We start from the raw sequence: 16,946 nt of genomic DNA, 5'->3' as shown, positions 1-16,946 counted from the left end.
CAGGACTTTTGCAGACCTTCCTTAGCTTTTGAGGTGCAGTGCAAATGACCGCGCACGCGGTTTGTGGGACGCAGGCGCGCATATCACGGCGTGGATTTCAGCGGGCGGCATCCCGTCGAACAGAAAGGCGTTTTCAGGTGAGTTGCTGCCTGTTGTCGATCATTCGCCGCATACGCTCAGCGTCAAGGACGTGGCGAATTCGAGAGGACAGCCAGCACGAGGTTCTCATCTTGCCGATGATCTGGGGCCGACTTGTCACGTTGCATGACGCGTCAACGATTGCTGCGGTGATCGTCGAACCGGTTGCGGGTTCGATCGGGGTGCTGATTCCGCCGCAGGGTTATTTGCAACGACTGCGTGAGATCTGCGACAGGCACGGCATGCTAATGATCTTCGACGAAGTGATTACCGGCTGGGGACGCTTAGGTGTGAAGTTCGCGGCGCAATACTTTGATGTAACGCCGGATATGGCCAAGGGCACCGACAATGCCGCCGCGCCGATGGAAGCGGTTGCGGCAAGTGTGACGATTCGCGGACTCGATCGTGAATAGTGCGCCGGGTGGGATCGAACTCACCCGATTGTGGCGGCTGCGGCTTGCACGACGATTGATCTTTGCGAGCGCGAACAGCTGTTTGAACGCACTGGACGGATGGTGGCGATCTTCAAGAGTGCGATTCATAAGCTGCGCGGCGAGCGGCATGTGATCGATGTGCGCAATTCGGACTACTGGGCGGTGTGGATTTTGCGCCGCGTGCCGGGGCGCCTGGGGCAGGTGCTTATGATGTTTTTGTACGATGCTTCGAGAAGGGGGGCGCGTTATATCGGAGATATTCTCGCGTTTTCGCCACCGCTGACTATTGAAGAGGCGCAGATCGTCGAGATCTCCTGGGCTGTGACCCAGGTTTTGAAGGAGACCGATTAACGGTTGGGTAGGGCACAGTTTTCCGGTAGAAGCACAAAAGGCCGGCGCCTTACGGCGCCGGCCTTTTGCGCTACATGTGCGCATCCGAAGATCGATCAGAATGCGACGAACGGACCGGTTTGCGTGCCCACGCGGGAGCCGTTCAATGCCGTGTATACGTTGCGGCCGTAGAACAACGGCAACCCCCATATAAAGTAACTGGAGGACGACGTATAGACGCCGAGATCGTCATGCGCGGCATACTGGCCTGCCATTAGGCTGGCCATATTGGCCACTTGGAACGGCATGGTTACGGGAGCAGTCGCGCCATTGCCGGATTTGAGCGCGGCGGACAGGCTCAGTGTGGTCGACGGTGTGTAACGGTCCCAGTGATCGACCGGGATCGTCGCATCCCGGAAAGTGTTCGTGTTCGAACCGCTATCGATCGCGGCTTTGACGAACGTGCCGCCCTTGTACACGGTCGTGAAGAAGCCATCGCCGTCGAGTGGAATAATATTGGCGTTCGACGGTAGTGCATTGTTCTGCTGCGTGCCGATTCCGAACACCAGTTCGCCAGTGACGCTCGCCTGTCCGCCTGACGGCAACGCAGGCAGACGAATGATCGTGCCGTTGTTGTCCGATGTGAAGTTGGCGACAGGATTCATGACCTGGGTGTCGAGCGGTACGCGCGTGCCTTTGCACGAGTTTTTGGACGGACAATAGTAGTAGGTTGCTGATAATGCGTATTGGGCTGCGAGCGGCCAGTCGCGTACTGCGGGACTGATGCCGATCACGCCGTTGGCACCGAGATCGTTCGCTGTCCCGAGATCCGAGAGCCCGCTCGCCAGGCAATCTGATGGCACGGCATACGCGCCGTCGCTGATGACCTGGATCGGCAGGTTGCCTGCTACCTTGCCGCCTATCGTTACGTCGGCTCGCTTGATCGGACCCCATGTGTATCCGGACAAAAACTGCGTGCACTCGGAAATCGGCGCGCCGCTGGTTGGGTCGTCGGTGGCGCCGGTCTGCGCTGGCAAACGACCGGCGAGCGCCGAGCCTAGCGCGCTCGCCAGCACACGCACGCCTGCTGAGCCAGTGTCTATCAACATGTGGTCAATCGTCGCGCATTGGTTTGCGCCCTGTACACCGGGGATGCAGATGGTGACGGTCGCATATGGCTGATTGGGGAAATTCCCTGTCCACCGTTCGACGGTGATCGGGACCGTGTTGACATCGGCCGCGGGGGGGGGGCGGTGTCGGTGTGGGCGTTGGTGTGGGCGTTGGTGTCGGTGTCGGCGTTGGTGTGGGCGTTGGTGTCGGTGTCGGTGTCGGCGTCGGTGTGGGCGTTGGCGTTGGTGTCGGCGTCGGCGTCGGTGTGGGCGTCGGCGTCGGCGTCGGTGTGGGCGTTGGCGTTGGCGTCGGTGTGGGCGTTGGCGTTGGCGTCGGTGTGGGCGTTGGCGTTGGTGTGGGCGTCGGCGTTGGCGTCGGAGTCGGCGTTGCCGGGTTTTCGTTGTCCTTGGTCGCGTTCGAGTTGCCGTCGTCGCCACCGCCGCCCCCGCAGGCTGAAAGGGTCAAGCTGGCCGTTAGCAGAGCGAAGCAAAGTTTCTTATTGAGGGCATTCATGTTTCTGGTTTTCCGTGAGATCGATGTACCGTGTCACTGCAGGTCGTCAGCACGGACATTGGCGGGGACGAGGCGTGGCAAAACTGCCTTACCGAAGAAGCTCCCTGCTCGGCCCACCGACTCGATCTGAAAGTCGCCATTGCGTTCAATCAATGGACCGGTGCCGCGCACGCGGCTTTGGGCTGCTGAGACCGCGGTCTGAAAATAGCTGCCAAGCAACGCGACCATGTCCGGGCGCACAGGCCCTTGCCACGTGACGGCAAAAACGACGTTGCTAGGCAACACGTATTCGCGAATCCGGACACCGTCAGCGTCACGCGATTCACGCACGCTGTACGCAGCGGCAGAGGAAGAAGAATTAGAGGTTGCCGCCCGAAGCAACGTCTGCGGGGCCGACCCCGCGCCCGGTGCACCACCCAACGCCGCATACGACGCGAGCGGCAAAAGAGCCGACACCGCCAGCACGATCTTTACAAATTTCATCACATTGCTCCAGAAAACAGGTCGGAGCATGTTGCCTGCGGGTGATTAATGAGAGTCTCTGAAAAATCTCAACGGTGAGTAGGAAACACCGATGCGACTCGATCGATTTGTGCTGTGGCAGAAGGAGGGAGGCGCCTCGCGACGCCGCCTCCCGAATAAGTCACACCCATTCCATCAGAACGCGACAAACGGTCCGCTCTGCTTGCCTATCGTACCGATGCCGACCGTCGTGTACACACTGCGTCCGTAGAAGAAAGGCAGACCCCACATGAACATTCTCGAACTGGACTGATACCAGCCGACGTTGTCGTACGCGGCATACCCGTTCGCCGACACGCGGACGGCACTGTCGATTGCAAAAGGCATATTGACGGGCGTTCCCTTGCCGCTGGTGGCCTCCATCGTGGCAGCCAGGCTCAGCGCGACTGACGGCGTGTACCAGCCCGACGTAGTGGGAATCGAATCGTCCTGGAACGCAAACCCGTTGGTACCGCTGTCGATTGCACTCCAGTTGAACGCCTGACCTTGATACTGGGTCGTAAATTCGCCGTACTCATCCAACGCCAGAACGTTCACGTTCGACGGCAACGCGTTATTCGATTGCGTACCGATACCGAATACCAGTTCGCCGGTGACACTCGCCTGGCCTCCCGCCGACAGCTTGGGCAGGCGGATGATCGTGCCGTTGTTATCGCTCGAGAAGGCGGCGACAGGGTTTATCACCTCCTTGCTGACCGTCATGCGCGTGTTGAAGCACGCGTTAGCGCCGGTGCAATAGTAGTAATTGCCCGGCAGTGCGGTGGTCAGCGCGTCTTTCGAGTCCTGGGTGCCGTAGCCGATGCCGAGAATACCGTTGGCGCCGAGCTTCTCGACGGTACTGAGGTCCGGGCCGCCGTGCGCGACGCAGTCCGAGGGAATGGCGTACGCGCCGTCGCCGACCAGCTGGATGGGAATATTGCTTGCCGTGCGGCTGCCGATCTTGACGTCGGCGCGTTTCACCGAGCCCCAGGTCGTGCCGGAACCGAACGGCATGCATTCGGCGATCGGTGCGCCGCCGCTTACGTCGTCGACGGCGCCGACTTGCGTCAGCAACTTGGAGCGCAGCGTCGGCAATGCGCTGGCCATGATGCGTACACCTACCGAGCCAGTATCCACCAGCATGCGGTCGACGGTCGTGCACTGGCTCGCGCCTTGCGTACCGGGCACGCATACGGTGATCGTTGCGTAAAGCATGTTGATGCTGCCCATCGAGTTGTCGACTCGAATCGGCACCGTGTTGCCGCCACTGCTGGACGTATTCCCCGAACCATCTGAACTGCCCGAGCCATCCGGCTTCGTGATCCAGTCGGGATCGGCTGACCAGGCGATCGAGCCGTTGTTCTTGCTGCCGTTTCCGTCGCTTCCGCCGCCGCACGCGGACAGCGTCAGGCCAAGCGCTACCAGCGCGCACCAGAGTGTCTTATTGATTGTCGTCATCTTGTTGTTTTCCGCGAAATCGATACGCCGTATTACTTCAGATCGGCTGGGCGGACATTGGCCGGCATCAGACGCGGCAGATACGCCATGCCGAAGAAGTGCCCCAGGCGGCCGGCTGATTCAATGTGGAAGTCATCGTTGCTTTCGAACAGCGGACCGGTGCCGCGCGCGCGGCTTTCACCGGCAGCCACATAGTTCGGGAAATAGCTGCCGAGCAGCGCCGTCATATCCGGGCGTATGGGTCCTTCCCACGCGACGGCGAACACGACATTGCCTGGCAGCACGTATTCACGGATCGTGACAGCGTTGGCGTCACGCGACTCACGCACGGTGTATGGGGTGGTGGCGGTTGTTGCAGCCTTACCGGTCGCGGCGGTCGAGGCGGCAGAATGCGGCGTGGCGCGCAGTACCATTGGAGAGGAGGATGCACCGGCGCTCGGTGCGCCGCCCAGCGTGGCATACGATGCGAGTGGAAACAGCGTTGCTCCAAGCATCATGGTCTTCAAAAATCTCATTACACGGCTCCGAAAAACTTGTCGCAGCATGTTGCCCGCGAGGTGTTCAGGAAACCGCAGGAATTTTCCGGGGCAGTGACGAGAAACGGCTTATTGAAAGCGCGGTGTCAGCATTGTCTTAAGTCGTCTTAATTGCCGAGGCCGACGTTGACATGACTTAAGACAAGGGCTCGATCGCGATGAGTTGGCGATCTGTATCGATGGGGGAAAAGGTAACGGCGCTGTTCGAGGTGGTGGAGCTTCGAAAGCGCGCGAACAGCTGACGGAAACAGCCGATCGAATCCAGCAGGAGCGTTTGGAAAGGAAAAGCAGTAAGCGAAATACTACCGAGCCTGCGGAGACTACTGAGCCTGTGGAGGCGCCAACGTGCCCGGCATAGCCCGCCGCCCGGCCTTCCCTGCAGCGCCTTTCGCGGCGACGCCCGGATGCGGCACCGTCGGCGCTTGCGGCAGCGCGGTCAGCGAACCATCGTCGACCGGCGACAGCAGCGCGCTCAACTGCAGCACATCCTGATCGGTGAGATTCGCGGTGGAAGCCTTCAGCTTGAGGCTATTGATCAGCGTGTCATAACGCGCCTTAGCCAGATCGCGGCGTGCCGAAAACAGTTGATCCTGTGCATTGAGCACGTCGATATTGATCCGCACGCCGACCTGATAGCCGAGCAGGTTCGATTCGAGCGAGGTGTTCGCCGATCGCTCGGCGGTCTGCAGCGCGCGGACCTGTGCGAGCCCACTCACCACGCCGAGAAAAGCCTGCCGCGCCGACAGCGCGGCATTGCGCCGAGCCGTATCGAGATCGGCCGCGGCCTGATCTTCCAGCGCAAGTGTCTGACGTACACGGCTTTGTGTCGCGCCGCCCGCAAAGATCGGAATCGTGATCTGCACGCCAATCGTGCTGTTCGTGTACGACGACCCCAGGTTGCCCAGTTCCGCGGCGAGCGCCGGCGTGCCGGGTGCCGGCGTATTCGCGCCGCTGCCGAAGCCGCCACCGAAATTGCCGCCGAAGTTACCCGCACCGGCCGCGCCGAGACTGCTGCGCGAGCGGCTCGCCACCAGGTCGACGGTCGGCAGATGGCCGGCCTTGGCTTTCGACGTCTCGCGTTGCGCGTTATCGAGCGCGATCTGCTTCAGCACGACCTGATAGTTCGCGTCGCTCGCGGCGTCGACCCATAGATTGATGTCGGCGGGCACAGGTGGTGGCAGCGGCGCGCCGGCGGCCAGTCCATCCACATGCTCGACGGGGTGCCCGACGATCTGCTGTAACGCCGCCAGCTTCATCGCAAGATCGTTCTGCGCTGCAATTTCCTGCGAGATCGCCTGATCGTATTTAGCCTGGGCTTCGTTGGTATCGGTGATCGTCGTATTGCCGACTTCGAATGAGCGCCTGGCCGACTCGAGCTGCTGCGCGATCGATGCTTTCTGCGAACGCGCAATCGCAAGGCTGTCCTGTGCGGAGAGCGCATCGAAGTAAGCCTGACCGAGCCGCACGATGAGATCCTGGCGCGCCTGTGCGAACGAAGCCTGCGCCGAATCCACCGCGAGCTTGCCCTGCGCATAGCCATACCAGCTGTCGACATGAATCAGCGGCTGCGTAAGCGAAATCACGTAACCGTTGCTGTTGCCGTAGGAAGCAGGAAAGCCGCCACCGAAATCAGTGTTCTGACGGTTCGCGGTGAGCGATGCGGAGACTTGCGGCAGCAGTTTGGCGCGGGCGAGCGGCAGCTCTTCGCTGTTGGCGGCGAGCGAGGCGCGCGCGCTTTGCAGCTGCGAGTCGTTCGAGAGGGCTTCGTCGTAAAGCTGGGAGAGGCCGACCGCCTGGGCCGGCAGCGGGATCAGCGCCGCGAGTGCGGCAACAGATGCGCAGACACGACCACCACGGAACGCGCCATGAAATACACGATGAAGCGCCGGAGCGGCCGCGCGGACCGGCACCCGCTGGCGCGTCATCGTGAACGTTCGATCAATAGGTGGGAACGGAAGGATCGACCTGACGCGACCACGCGTCGATCCCGCCTTGCAGATTGAACACGCTGGTGTGGCCGCGCGATTCGAGGAACATCGCGACCTGGGCGCTGCGCGCGCCGTGGTGGCAGACGCAGACGATTTGCGCGTCGTCGTCGAGCTCTTCGCTGCGCGCCGGAATTTCACGCATCGGAATCGACACGGTGCCGGCGATCGACGCCGTCTGGATTTCCCACGGTTCGCGCACGTCGAGCAGCACGGGCGCGGGGCGCGATGTGTCGGCGAGCCATTCGGCGAGCGCGGGAGCAGTCAGATTTTGCATCAGCAGGACATCCAGTTCAGCGGACGGCGGCGTGCCGGCCGTACAGATAAACGTGCAAACGAAACGTGTGGCGGTGCGATTTAAAACTTGAAGCGCGGCGGCTGCACAGCGTTGATCAGCGGCTCGACGTACGTCTCGAACACGTCGGCGATACGGTATTGCTTTTCGTCGATACGCGTGATGATCTGCGCCTTCATGACCGGCGCGGTGCCGACAAAGGCCGCCAGACGGCCGCCGATCTTCAGGTGTTCGAGGATTTCCTGCGGCAGCACCGGCAGCCCGCCCGATACGCAGATCACGTCGTACGGTGCGGCGTTGGCCCAGCCCCGCGAGGCGTCGCCCGTGGCGACTTCGGCGTTCAGCACGCCGTTGGCGATCAGGTTGCTCTTCGCCAGTTCAGCCAGTTCCGGTTCGATGTCGACCGTCAGCACGTGCTGCGCGCGGTGCGCGAGCAGGGCCGCCATGTAACCCGAGCCAGCGCCGATTTCGAGCACGCTTTCGTGTTTCTTCACCGCCAGTTCCTGCAGCACGCGCGCTTCGACGCGCGGCGCCAGCATGTGCTGGCCAGCCGGCAGCGGCACTTCGAAGTCGACGAAGGCCAGATCGCGGTAGACGGCGGGGACGAAGTTTTCACGCTTGACGATCGAGAGCAGATTCAGCACGTCCTGGTCGAGCACTTCCCAGGGGCGGATCTGCTGTTCGATCATGTTGAAACGCGCTTGCTCGATGTTCATGGTGGGTTCGGCAGTGAGGTTTGGCGAGTTTGCGATTGAGTGTGCGTTTTTTGCCACTGGCCGGCGGGTTCGGGATGCGACTCGGGGGCTATCGCCCGGACACAACTCGGTTCGCAGGGCGCGGCAGGGTAACTGCGGGATTGTACCAAATGACGGCGCGAACCCAGGCCGTCGAGGGCAGTGCGCGGCTGGCGCGCAGCCTGGCGCGGCCCTTCCCGCGCCGCTTCGCCTCCGTGTTAATCCCTAGCGATCCGTCCTTGCGATTCCCGTCGCGATCGCCCAAAAATGTAATCGATTACATTTTCAAGGCGCATTCACTTGTCCAAGTCGTTGTCCGAACCGGCCCTCCCAACGTCGTCGAAGGCGGGTGCGCAGCCTGTGGTTCAGGCGTTGCGGCCTGCCGAGGGGCTTTCGATCGCTCAGGTGGCGCAGCAGGCGGGCGTCTCGGTGGCGACCGTGTCGCGTGTGCTGAACGGCCACGAGAACGTGCGCCCCGCCACCCGCGACAAGGTCCTGGCGGTGGTCGACGCCAGCGGCTATCGCGTCAACGAACTCGCGCGCAACCTGCGCACCGCCGAAAGCCGCCTGCTGCTGACGATGGTGCCCGACGTCGGCAACCCTTTCTACGCGGAGATCGTGCGCGGCATCGACAGCGTCGCGCGCCAGCACGGCTATTTCATGCTGCTCTGCGACACGGGCGCCGATCCGGGCCGTGAGCGCAGCTACTTCGATCTGCTGCGCCGCCGCCGCGCGGACGGCGCGATCTGTCTCGATCCGGCCACGATCCAGCAGGCGCTCGGCGAGACATCGAGCGCGCTGCCGTGGGTCGCATGCTGCGAGTTCGATCCGGCGATGGGCGTGCCGTACGTCGGCATCGACAACTATCGGGCGGCGGGCGACGCGGTGCGGCATCTGCTCGCGCGCGGCCATCGGCGCATCGGGCTGATCAATTCCGATGTCGACTACCTGTACGCACGGCAGCGCCAGCAAGGCTATCTGGACGCGTTGACTGAAGCCGGCATCACGCCGGATGGGCGTTGGCGCATGAACCTGAACAGTCTCGACTACGAAGCGGGCGCATCGGCGGCGGCCTTGCTGATGCAGCAGCCTGACGCGCCGGGCGCGATTTTCGCGGTCTCCGATACGCTGGCGATCGGAGTGATCCACGGCTTGCGCAGCGTCGGCAAGCGCGTGCCGGAGGACGTCGCGGTGGTCGGCTTCGACGATATTTCGCTCGCCGCGCAAATCGATCCACCGCTCACCACCATCGGACAGCCGATGCGCGAACTCGGTGAAACCGCCGCGCGCCTGCTGTTGCAACGGCTCGCGAATCCGTTGGCAAACGTGCCGGGCGTGCTGTTGCCCCATCGGCTCGTGATCCGCAGGAGCGCTTGAGCCATGAGCCTCACCATCCGCTTCGACGATATTCGCAAAGACTTCGGCCCGGTGCGTGTGCTGCATGGCGTGAGCTTCGAACTCGCGCCGGGGCGCATCTACGGTTTGCTCGGCGAGAACGGCGCCGGCAAATCGACACTGATGAAGATTCTCGCCGGCTACGAAACGGCGACCTCGGGCACCTTGCTGGTCGACGGCCACGCGCAGCAGTTCATCGGTTCACGCGACGCGGAAGCGGCCGGCATCGTGCTGATTCACCAGGAGTTCAATCTCGCCGAGCATCTGACGATCGCGCAGAACATGTATCTCGGCCATGAAAAAAAGCGCGGCTGGTTCGTCGACGATGCCGCAATGCGCGCCGATGCCGCGCGCTACCTCGCGCAGGTCGGCCTGGAGAAAGCGCCGGATACGAAAGTGCGCGAGTTGATCGTCGCGGAAAAGCAGATGGTGGAGATCGCCAAGGCGTTGTCGCGCCGCGCGCGTTTGCTGATCATGGACGAACCCACCGCCACGCTCACGCCGTCCGAGACGGAGCGCCTCTTCACGTTGATGGCGAAGCTGAAGGCCGATGGCGTGACCATCGTCTACATCTCGCACAAGCTCGATGAAGTCGAGCGCATCACGGACGAAGTGATCGTGATGCGCGACGGCCGCTTTGTCGCGCGCAGCGAAACCGCGGGGCTCGCGCGGCAGCAAATGGCGAATCTGATGGTCGGGCGCGACGTGTCCGATATGTTCCCCGACAAGATCACGGTGCCCGCCGACGCGCCGATCGCGTTGAGCGTGAATGGCCTCGCCGTGCCGAACTGGGTCGAGGATCTGAGCTTCGAGGTGCGCGCCGGCGAAGTACTGGGTTTCGCTGGCCTCGTCGGCGCCGGTCGCACCGAAGCGTTCGAAGCGATCATCGGGTTGCGCAAACGCACGGCGGCACGCATCGAAATCGCGGGCCGCCGCGCCGATCTGAAGAACCCGCGCGACGCCATGCGCCACGGCCTCACGTATCTGAGCGAGGACCGCAAAGGCAAGGGCCTGCATGTGAATCTAAGCCTGCAGGACAACGTCACGCTGATGACGCTGGAACGCTACGCGCATCCGCTGCTCGACCTGAAAGCGGGGCGTGTGGCGTTGACCAAAGCGGTGAGCGACTTCGGCATCCGCACGGGCGATCTGTCGAGCCGCGCGCGCATGCTTTCCGGCGGCAATCAGCAGAAGCTCGCGCTCGCCAAGTTCCTGCAGCCCGAGCCGAACGTGATCGTGCTCGACGAGCCCACTCGCGGCGTCGATGTCGGCGCGAAACGCGACATCTATTTCCTGATCCATCGTCTCGCCGCGCAAGGCCGCGCGGTGATCGTCATTTCATCCGAACTGATCGAGCTGATCGGCTTGTGTCATCGCGTCGCCGTGATGCGCGCGGGACGTCTGCAAGCGACGCTCACGCTCGAGCATCTGACCGAAGAGGAGTTGATCGCCCATGCGACCGGCACCCACTGAAGCCGTGCAATCCGGCCGGGCGTTGCGCTTCGCGCATCGGCTGTACGCGCTCGGGCCGCTGGTTGGGCTGATCGTGCTGTGCATCGTCGGCACGCTGCTCAACCGCGATTTCGCGACGCTCGACAACATGATGAACGTGCTCACGCGTACGTCGTTCATCGGCATCATCGCGGTCGGCATGACGTTCGTGATCATTTCGGGTGGCATCGATCTGTCGGTCGGATCGATGGCGGCGCTAATCGCCGGCAGCATGATCTGGTTGATGAACGGACTCGCGGCGGGCGTCGGCGGCCATACGTTCGCGCCCATGCTGATTCTGACGCTCGGCATTGGGTTCGCGCTGGTGCTCGGCGGTTTGTTCGGCTGTGCGCACGGCCTGTTGATTACCAAAGGACGCATCGAGCCGTTCATCGTCACGCTGGGCACGTTGGGGATTTTTCGCGCGGTGCTGACGTGGCTCGCGGATGGCGGCGCGCTGACGCTGGATAACTCGCTGTCGGACTTGTACGGGCCGGTTTACTACGCGAGCTTGTTCGGCGTGCCGGTCCCGATCTGGGTGTTCCTGGTCGTCGCGGCGGGCGGTGCTTTGATTCTCAATCGCACGGCGTTCGGCCGCCATGTGCAGGCGATTGGCTCCAACGAACAGGTGGCGCGCTACGCGGCCATTCGTGTCGATACGGTGAAGATCGTCACGTACGTGCTGCTGGGCATCTGCGTCGGCGTCGCCACGGTGCTGTACGTGCCGCGGCTCGGCTCGGCGACGCCGACCACAGGCTTGCTTTGGGAGCTTGAGGCGATTGCGTCGGTGGTGGTGGGCGGCACCGCGCTGAAGGGTGGCGAAGGGCGCGTGGTCGGCACGGTGATCGGCGCGATTCTGCTTTCGGTGATCGCCAATATTCTGAATCTGACCAGCATCATCAGCGTGTATCTGAACGCGGCGGTGCAGGGCGTTGTGATTATCTTCGTCGCGTTCGTGCAGCGCGGACGGCGGTAGGCAGTGGGCGTTGAGCTTCAAGGAATAGAACGGCAAGTTCCAGAATCGGGGCGCATGAACGCCTCACAATCGGAGACACAACCATGAAGCAGGTCATTCGAGCAGTCGGCGCCGGCATGCTGGCGTTGGGGATACTGGGCACGGCAGGCGTCGCGCGTGCCGATGAAAAAGTCACGCTGGGCGTCGCGATTCCGACAGCCGACCATGGCTTCACGGGCGGTATCGTCTGGTGGGCGAACAAGGCGAAAACCGATCTGGAGAAAGCCCATCCCGATCTGAAAGTGATCGTGAAAACCGCAGCCGGCGCGCCCGAACAGGCGAACCAGTTGCAGGATCTGGTGACGGTGAACAAGATCAACGCGCTGGTGATTTTCCCGTTCGAATCGGCCTCGCTCACGCAGCCGGTCGCGCAGGTGAAGAAGAAGGGCGTATATGTGACGGTGGTGGATCGCGGCCTGACCGACACCAGCGCACAGGACGCCTATGTTGCCGGCGACAACACCGCGTTCGGCAAGATTCCCGCCGAGTATTTGGCGAAGGCGCTTGGCGGCAAAGGCAACATCGTAGCGTTGCGTGGCATTCCGACCACCCTCGACAACGAACGCTGGACCGCGTTCACGAACGTGATCAAGAACTATCCCGAAATGAAGATTCTCGACGGCAAGTACGCGAACTGGAATCGCGACGACGCGTTCAAGGTGATGCAGGATTACCTCACGCGCTTCAAGCATATCGACGCGGTCTGGGCCGCCGACGACGACATGGCCGTGGGTGTCATCAAGGCGATCGAGCAGGCCAAGCGCACCGACATCAAGATCGTGTTCGGCGGCGCGGGTTCGAAGGGCATGGTGAAGAACGTGATGGACGGCGCGCCGATGATCAAGGCCGACGTGTCGTACTCGCCAAAATTCATCTACGACGCCATCAAGCTCACCGCCGAAGCTCGCCTGAAGGGCGAGAAGCTACCGCCCACCACGATCATTCCGTCGGTGCTGATCACGAAGGAAAACGCGCAGCAGTTTTATTTTCCTGACTCGCCGTTCTGATTCTGGATGATCCTGGGTATGCCGCGCGCGCTTGCCGTGGTTTGCCGCAGAGGCATGACAGGCGCGCCCTACTTCGAGGAACCGTACGATGAAAACCATCAAAGGGCCGGCGATTTTTCTGGCCCAGTTCATGGGCGACGAGGTGCCGTTCGACAACCTCGCGCACCTGGCGGGCTGGGCCGCGAGTCTCGGCTTCAAGGGAATCCAGGTGCCGTGCGATACGCGCCTGATCGATCTCGAACAGGCGGCGGCGAGTCAGACCTATTGCGACGAGTTGCGTGAAATCGCGGACGATGCGGGTGTGACGATCACCGAACTGTCGACGCATCTGCAAGGGCAACTGGTGGCCGTGCATCCGGCTTATGACACGTTGTTCGACGGCTTTGCAGCACCGCATGTGCGCGGCAATCCCGCTCTGCGCACGCAGTGGGCGGTCGATCAGATGAAGCTGGCGGCGCAGGCGTCGCAACGTCTGGGGCTGACTACGCACGTGTCGTTTTCCGGCGCGCTGGCGTGGCCTTATCTCTATCCTTGGCCGCAGCGTCCGGCGGGTTTGGTCGAAGCCGCCTTCGATGAACTCGCGCGCCGCTGGACGCCGATTCTCGATGCGTTCGACCAAGCCGGTGTCGACGTGTGCTACGAACTGCATCCGGGCGAGGACCTGCACGACGGCGTGACCTTCGAGCGCTTTCTACATGCGCTCAAGCAGCATCCGCGCGCGAATATCCTCTACGACCCGAGCCATTTCGTCTTGCAGCAACTCGACTACCTCGCGTTCATCGACATCTATCATGAGCGCATCAAGGCATTTCATGTGAAGGACGCGGAGTTTCGGCCGAACGGCAAGCAGGGTGTGTATGGCGGCTATAGCGGCTGGGTCGAACGGGCGGGGCGTTTCCGGTCGCTGGGTGACGGGCAGATCGATTTCGGCGCGATCTTCTCGAAGATGGCGCAATACGATTTCCCCGGCTGGGCGGTGCTGGAATGGGAGTGCGCGCTGAAGCATCCGCAGGACGGCGCGCGTGAAGGCGCGGAGTTTATTCGCCGGCACATCATTCGGGTGGCCGAACATGCGTTCGATGACTTCGCGGGCAGTGGCGTGGATGCGGCGCAGTTGAAGCGCGTGCTTGGCATTTGACTGCGTGCTCACGGGAGTTGTCCGCGAGTTATTTGTGCAGCGGCCGTGACGCGGCTGAAGCAGACCATCAAGGAGTGAGAGCAATGCCACAAAAAAGACTCAGGCTCGGCATGGTCGGCGGCGGGCAGGGCGCGTTTATCGGCGCGGTGCACCGGATCGCGGCGCGGCTCGACGATCGGTTCGAACTGGTAGCGGGCGCGTTGTCATCCGATCCGCAGCGCGCGCAAGCGAGCGCCGCCGAGGCCGGTATCGCGCGCAGCTATACAGACTGGCGCGAGATGGCGCGCGTTGAAGCGGCTCGCGACGACGGTATCGACGCGGTCGCGATCGTTACGCCGAATCATCTGCATGCGCCGGTGGCGACGGCTTTTCTCGAAGCGGGTATCCATGTGGTGTGCGACAAGCCGCTGGCGATTTCGTTGGCGGAAGGCGAAGCGCTGGCGAAGCTCGCTCGCGAGAAGAACAAGCTGTTCGCGTTGACGCATACGTATTCCGGCTATCCGTTGGTGCGCCATGCTCGTGAGCTTGTGGAGAAAGGTGAGCTTGGCGAAATACGCGTGGTGCAAGTCGAATACGCGCAAGACTGGCTCGCGGAGCCGATAGAAACGAGCGGCACGAACAAACAGGCAGGGTGGCGCACGGATCCTTCTTTGGCAGGTCCCGCCGGCTGTCTCGGCGATATCGGCACGCATGCGTATCACCTGGCTGCCTTCATCACGGGGATGACACCGTCGTCGCTATCGGCGGAGTTGCATACGTTCGTGCCGGGACGCCGTATCGACGATCACGTGCAGGCGATGCTGCGCTATCCGAACGGTGCGCGCGGCATGCTGTGGGCGAGCCAGGTGGCGAGCGGCGCGGAGAATGCGCTGCGTCTGCGGGTATATGGCACCAAGGCCGGTTTGTGTTTCGATCAGGAGAATCCCAACGAATTGTGGTTCACGCCGTTAGGTGGTTCGGCTGAGCGCCTGACGCGAGGACGAATTAAAAGCACGATCGCCGCACACGCGACGCGCGTGCCAGCGGGACATCCTGAAGGTTATCTGGAAGCGTTTGCGCAGTTGTACAAAGATGCGGCGTTGCAGATCGAGGCGTTGGATGCGGGCCGCGCATTGCCCACCGAAAGCTTGCTGCTAACAACGGTGGACGACGGTGTGGCCGGCCTGCGCTTCATTGATGCAGTGTTGGCAAGCAGCGCGGCGGACGGGCAGTGGCGGGAGATAAAACCCGCTTGACCTCGAATACGTGACGCGCACGCCGGGAAGCGGAAAAAGTCTTTCAGTTTAACGCCGCCTGATCTTTAACCACGCCTTGAGCGCGCCCAGGTCCAGGAACTCCACCAGATCGTACTCGAGCGACCTGATCTGTTCCTGTAGCATAAAAACGTCCTCTGTCAGCCCGTACACGACCTTCTTCGGCGTGATGGAGGCCATCGGGTCGAGCCCGTACCGTTCCTTGAACGCCATTTCGACAAACATGATTTCGTCGTCGAGTTCGCCTACTTGCTCCCTCAATATCTTGTTGTAATGCTTGAGCCGGTCTTCGCTAAGGTTATCGATCGCGTTCTGATCGATGTGCTCCAGTTCCAACTGCAATTCAAGCAAACGCAGCAGGTTATTCTTGCTGTAGGCCTCGTTGACTCGCTGCATCAGCGCGGTTTTCCGTTTGCGTTCCTCTGGATCGTTTTCGCGATCGGGATGCAACGCGCTGGCCAGCTTCCGATACACCTCGCGGATCGAGCGGCTCAGTTGCGCTTCTTCTTCCTCGCGGCGCGTTTCGGCCGCGATCTGCTTCGCCGTCTTCTTTTTCGGGGCGCTTTGCGCCTGGTGCGCCTGATGCTCCGCCGCTTGCGCGGCTTCGTCCTGTTCAATATGCGCCTGCAGGCGATCGAGAACTTCATCGGGCGAGTTCATGTCGATGTCGTCTAGCTCGACGCCTAGTACTGTCTCCAGCATCGATTTCATTTCGTCCAACTCGGACGCTCTGACGGCGTCGTAATTGGACCCGCTGTGCCGGTTGTATAGCGTTTTCAACTCGTCGCTATCTTCTTCCCCGAGACACCTTGCCGCCAGGTCGACAATCACCGCTGAAAGGGTGCGCCGCTCGGTCTGCGTGATACGTTTCTGGTTGCTCTGCTCGTCCAGAAGGTGTGCCATCCGCGCACGCAAATGTTGCATCTTCTGCGTCAGCGGCAGCAGTTCATTCACGTATTTTTGGTGGAAAACCGGCGCGAATTCCTCCCATGCGGTCAAACTGGCACGCCGCTTTTCAATCTGTTTGATTAGTGTGTTGAACGCTTTCTGCCCTTTCGACAGTGCAGACTTGTTGTGTTCCGGCGCGATGCTGACGGATTTGGCGCTTGTCCTGGTCATGGAGCGGATAAATTGGGTGGGCAAATCGAATGCCAGGCCGCCTAGCTGCCTTTGCTCTTCCTGATCTGCTCTTCAAACGCAATATCGAGCTTGCTTGCCTTGCGCGGCTTGGGCGGTCCAAAACCGTCGACGAACTTGACGAAGTCGTCGAGCGTCAGCGGATCGGAGACTTTCTTGTCCGTGCCGCTCGATTTGTCGACCAGATAAAACAGCCCGCCGGACAGGCTGATCGCCGCGAATTGCGGATTGCCGCTGCGGGTTTTCAGCCGTTCGACGGCGTGGATAGCTCGAGTGGTGCGCATGATGTGGGAAACGGCGAATTGAAGGTATGCACTTTAGCAGCAATCCGCCGCGCCGCTCGGCTGTCGGCGCTTGCCGTGTAGTAAGCCGAAAGTTTGTACGATTTTTGGCTCATGTACGATTTTTTCGTACATCAATAAAAAATCCGACATGAGTAAACCATGCCGCGCCTTGGCGATTCGTTTCTTAAAAAG

General features: G+C 61.7%; 16 protein-coding genes and 1 pseudogene. 7 read left to right on the top strand and 10 right to left on the bottom strand.

All coding sequences use genetic code 11. From position 1 onward, the window contains the following. Positions 1 to 51 precede the first annotated feature (51 nt). Positions 52 to 923: pseudogene (locus tag P0D84_RS15930) on the top strand (aminotransferase class III-fold pyridoxal phosphate-dependent enzyme); the annotation flags it as partial. A 95-nt stretch (positions 924 to 1,018) separates the two neighbouring features. Here P0D84_RS15930 and P0D84_RS15925 read toward each other — a convergent pair. The 8 genes from P0D84_RS15925 to P0D84_RS15890 all read right to left on the bottom strand — a co-directional run bounded on the left by P0D84_RS15925 (position 1,019) and on the right by P0D84_RS15890 (position 8,016). Then, on the bottom strand, positions 1,019 to 2,119 hold the full coding sequence (locus tag P0D84_RS15925) for a DUF3443 domain-containing protein (protein ID WP_408339852.1): 1,101 nt from the start codon (positions 2,117 to 2,119) through the stop codon (positions 1,019 to 1,021). Beyond that, positions 2,005 to 2,502: a hypothetical protein gene (locus tag P0D84_RS15920; RefSeq protein WP_408339936.1), complete on the bottom strand. Its 498-nt coding sequence runs from the start codon at positions 2,500 to 2,502 to the stop codon at positions 2,005 to 2,007. The genes P0D84_RS15925 and P0D84_RS15920 overlap by 115 nt, the downstream gene beginning before the upstream one ends. 56 nt (positions 2,503 to 2,558) lie before the next feature. Next, complete coding sequence (locus tag P0D84_RS15915) at positions 2,559 to 3,008, bottom strand: DUF2844 domain-containing protein (protein WP_408337880.1); 450 nt, start codon at positions 3,006 to 3,008, stop codon at positions 2,559 to 2,561. Between the two features lie 174 nt (positions 3,009 to 3,182). Next, positions 3,183 to 4,484, bottom strand: coding sequence for a DUF3443 domain-containing protein (locus tag P0D84_RS15910; protein WP_408337878.1), 1,302 nt, complete (start codon positions 4,482 to 4,484; stop codon positions 3,183 to 3,185). Between the two features lie 32 nt (positions 4,485 to 4,516). Next, positions 4,517 to 4,999 (bottom strand): DUF2844 domain-containing protein, encoded by a 483-nt coding sequence (locus P0D84_RS15905; RefSeq protein WP_408337876.1) that lies wholly within the window; start codon positions 4,997 to 4,999, stop codon positions 4,517 to 4,519. Positions 5,000 to 5,340: 341 nt separating this feature from the next. After that, complete coding sequence (locus P0D84_RS15900; RefSeq protein ID WP_408337874.1) at positions 5,341 to 6,945, bottom strand: TolC family outer membrane protein; 1,605 nt, start codon at positions 6,943 to 6,945, stop codon at positions 5,341 to 5,343. Positions 6,946 to 6,958: 13 nt separating this feature from the next. Next, on the bottom strand, positions 6,959 to 7,282 hold the full coding sequence (locus P0D84_RS15895) for a rhodanese-like domain-containing protein (protein ID WP_408337872.1): 324 nt from the start codon (positions 7,280 to 7,282) through the stop codon (positions 6,959 to 6,961). 80 nt (positions 7,283 to 7,362) lie between these two features. Continuing rightward, positions 7,363 to 8,016 (bottom strand): protein-L-isoaspartate O-methyltransferase family protein, encoded by a 654-nt coding sequence (locus P0D84_RS15890; protein WP_408337870.1) that lies wholly within the window; start codon positions 8,014 to 8,016, stop codon positions 7,363 to 7,365. 378 nt (positions 8,017 to 8,394) lie between these two features. Here P0D84_RS15890 and P0D84_RS15885 point away from each other — a divergent pair, with 378 nt between their 5' ends. The 6 genes from P0D84_RS15885 to P0D84_RS15860 all read left to right on the top strand — a co-directional run bounded on the left by P0D84_RS15885 (position 8,395) and on the right by P0D84_RS15860 (position 15,315). Further along, positions 8,395 to 9,411: a LacI family DNA-binding transcriptional regulator gene (locus P0D84_RS15885; protein ID WP_408339850.1), complete on the top strand. Its 1,017-nt coding sequence runs from the start codon at positions 8,395 to 8,397 to the stop codon at positions 9,409 to 9,411. A gap of 3 nt (positions 9,412 to 9,414) precedes the next feature. Further along, the gene (locus tag P0D84_RS15880; RefSeq protein ID WP_408337868.1) at positions 9,415 to 10,902 is read left to right on the top strand and encodes a sugar ABC transporter ATP-binding protein; all 1,488 of its coding nucleotides are present in this window, start codon (positions 9,415 to 9,417) and stop codon (positions 10,900 to 10,902) included. Continuing rightward, a complete protein-coding gene (locus P0D84_RS15875) occupies positions 10,883 to 11,896 on the top strand; it encodes an ABC transporter permease (protein WP_408337866.1) in 1,014 nt (337 codons plus the stop codon). The genes P0D84_RS15880 and P0D84_RS15875 overlap by 20 nt, the downstream gene beginning before the upstream one ends. An 83-nt stretch (positions 11,897 to 11,979) precedes the next feature. Next, positions 11,980 to 12,942, top strand: coding sequence for a substrate-binding domain-containing protein (locus P0D84_RS15870; protein WP_408337864.1), 963 nt, complete (start codon positions 11,980 to 11,982; stop codon positions 12,940 to 12,942). An 88-nt stretch (positions 12,943 to 13,030) separates the two neighbouring features. Continuing rightward, complete coding sequence (locus tag P0D84_RS15865; RefSeq protein WP_408337862.1) at positions 13,031 to 14,080, top strand: sugar phosphate isomerase/epimerase family protein; 1,050 nt, start codon at positions 13,031 to 13,033, stop codon at positions 14,078 to 14,080. 83 nt (positions 14,081 to 14,163) lie between these two features. Beyond that, the gene (locus tag P0D84_RS15860) at positions 14,164 to 15,315 is read left to right on the top strand and encodes a Gfo/Idh/MocA family protein (protein WP_408337860.1); all 1,152 of its coding nucleotides are present in this window, start codon (positions 14,164 to 14,166) and stop codon (positions 15,313 to 15,315) included. A 48-nt stretch (positions 15,316 to 15,363) separates the two neighbouring features. Here the strand turns inward: P0D84_RS15860 and P0D84_RS15855 are convergent, their stop codons facing one another. Both P0D84_RS15855 and P0D84_RS15850 read right to left on the bottom strand, forming a co-directional pair. Then, positions 15,364 to 16,476, bottom strand: a complete 1,113-nt coding sequence (locus tag P0D84_RS15855; protein WP_408337858.1) for a molecular chaperone DnaJ — start codon at positions 16,474 to 16,476, stop codon at positions 15,364 to 15,366. A gap of 17 nt (positions 16,477 to 16,493) precedes the next feature. After that, complete coding sequence (locus P0D84_RS15850) at positions 16,494 to 16,754, bottom strand: hypothetical protein (RefSeq protein ID WP_063495029.1); 261 nt, start codon at positions 16,752 to 16,754, stop codon at positions 16,494 to 16,496. Positions 16,755 to 16,946: the final 192 nt, after the last annotated feature.

The organism is Paraburkholderia sp. RL17-337-BIB-A (genome assembly GCF_046025895.1).
In the GTDB taxonomy this organism is placed as follows: Bacteria; Pseudomonadota; Gammaproteobacteria; order Burkholderiales; family Burkholderiaceae; genus Paraburkholderia; species Paraburkholderia fungorum_C.
Note: the sequence above shows the minus strand (reverse complement) of the source record. Positions and strands in the feature narration are given on the sequence as shown.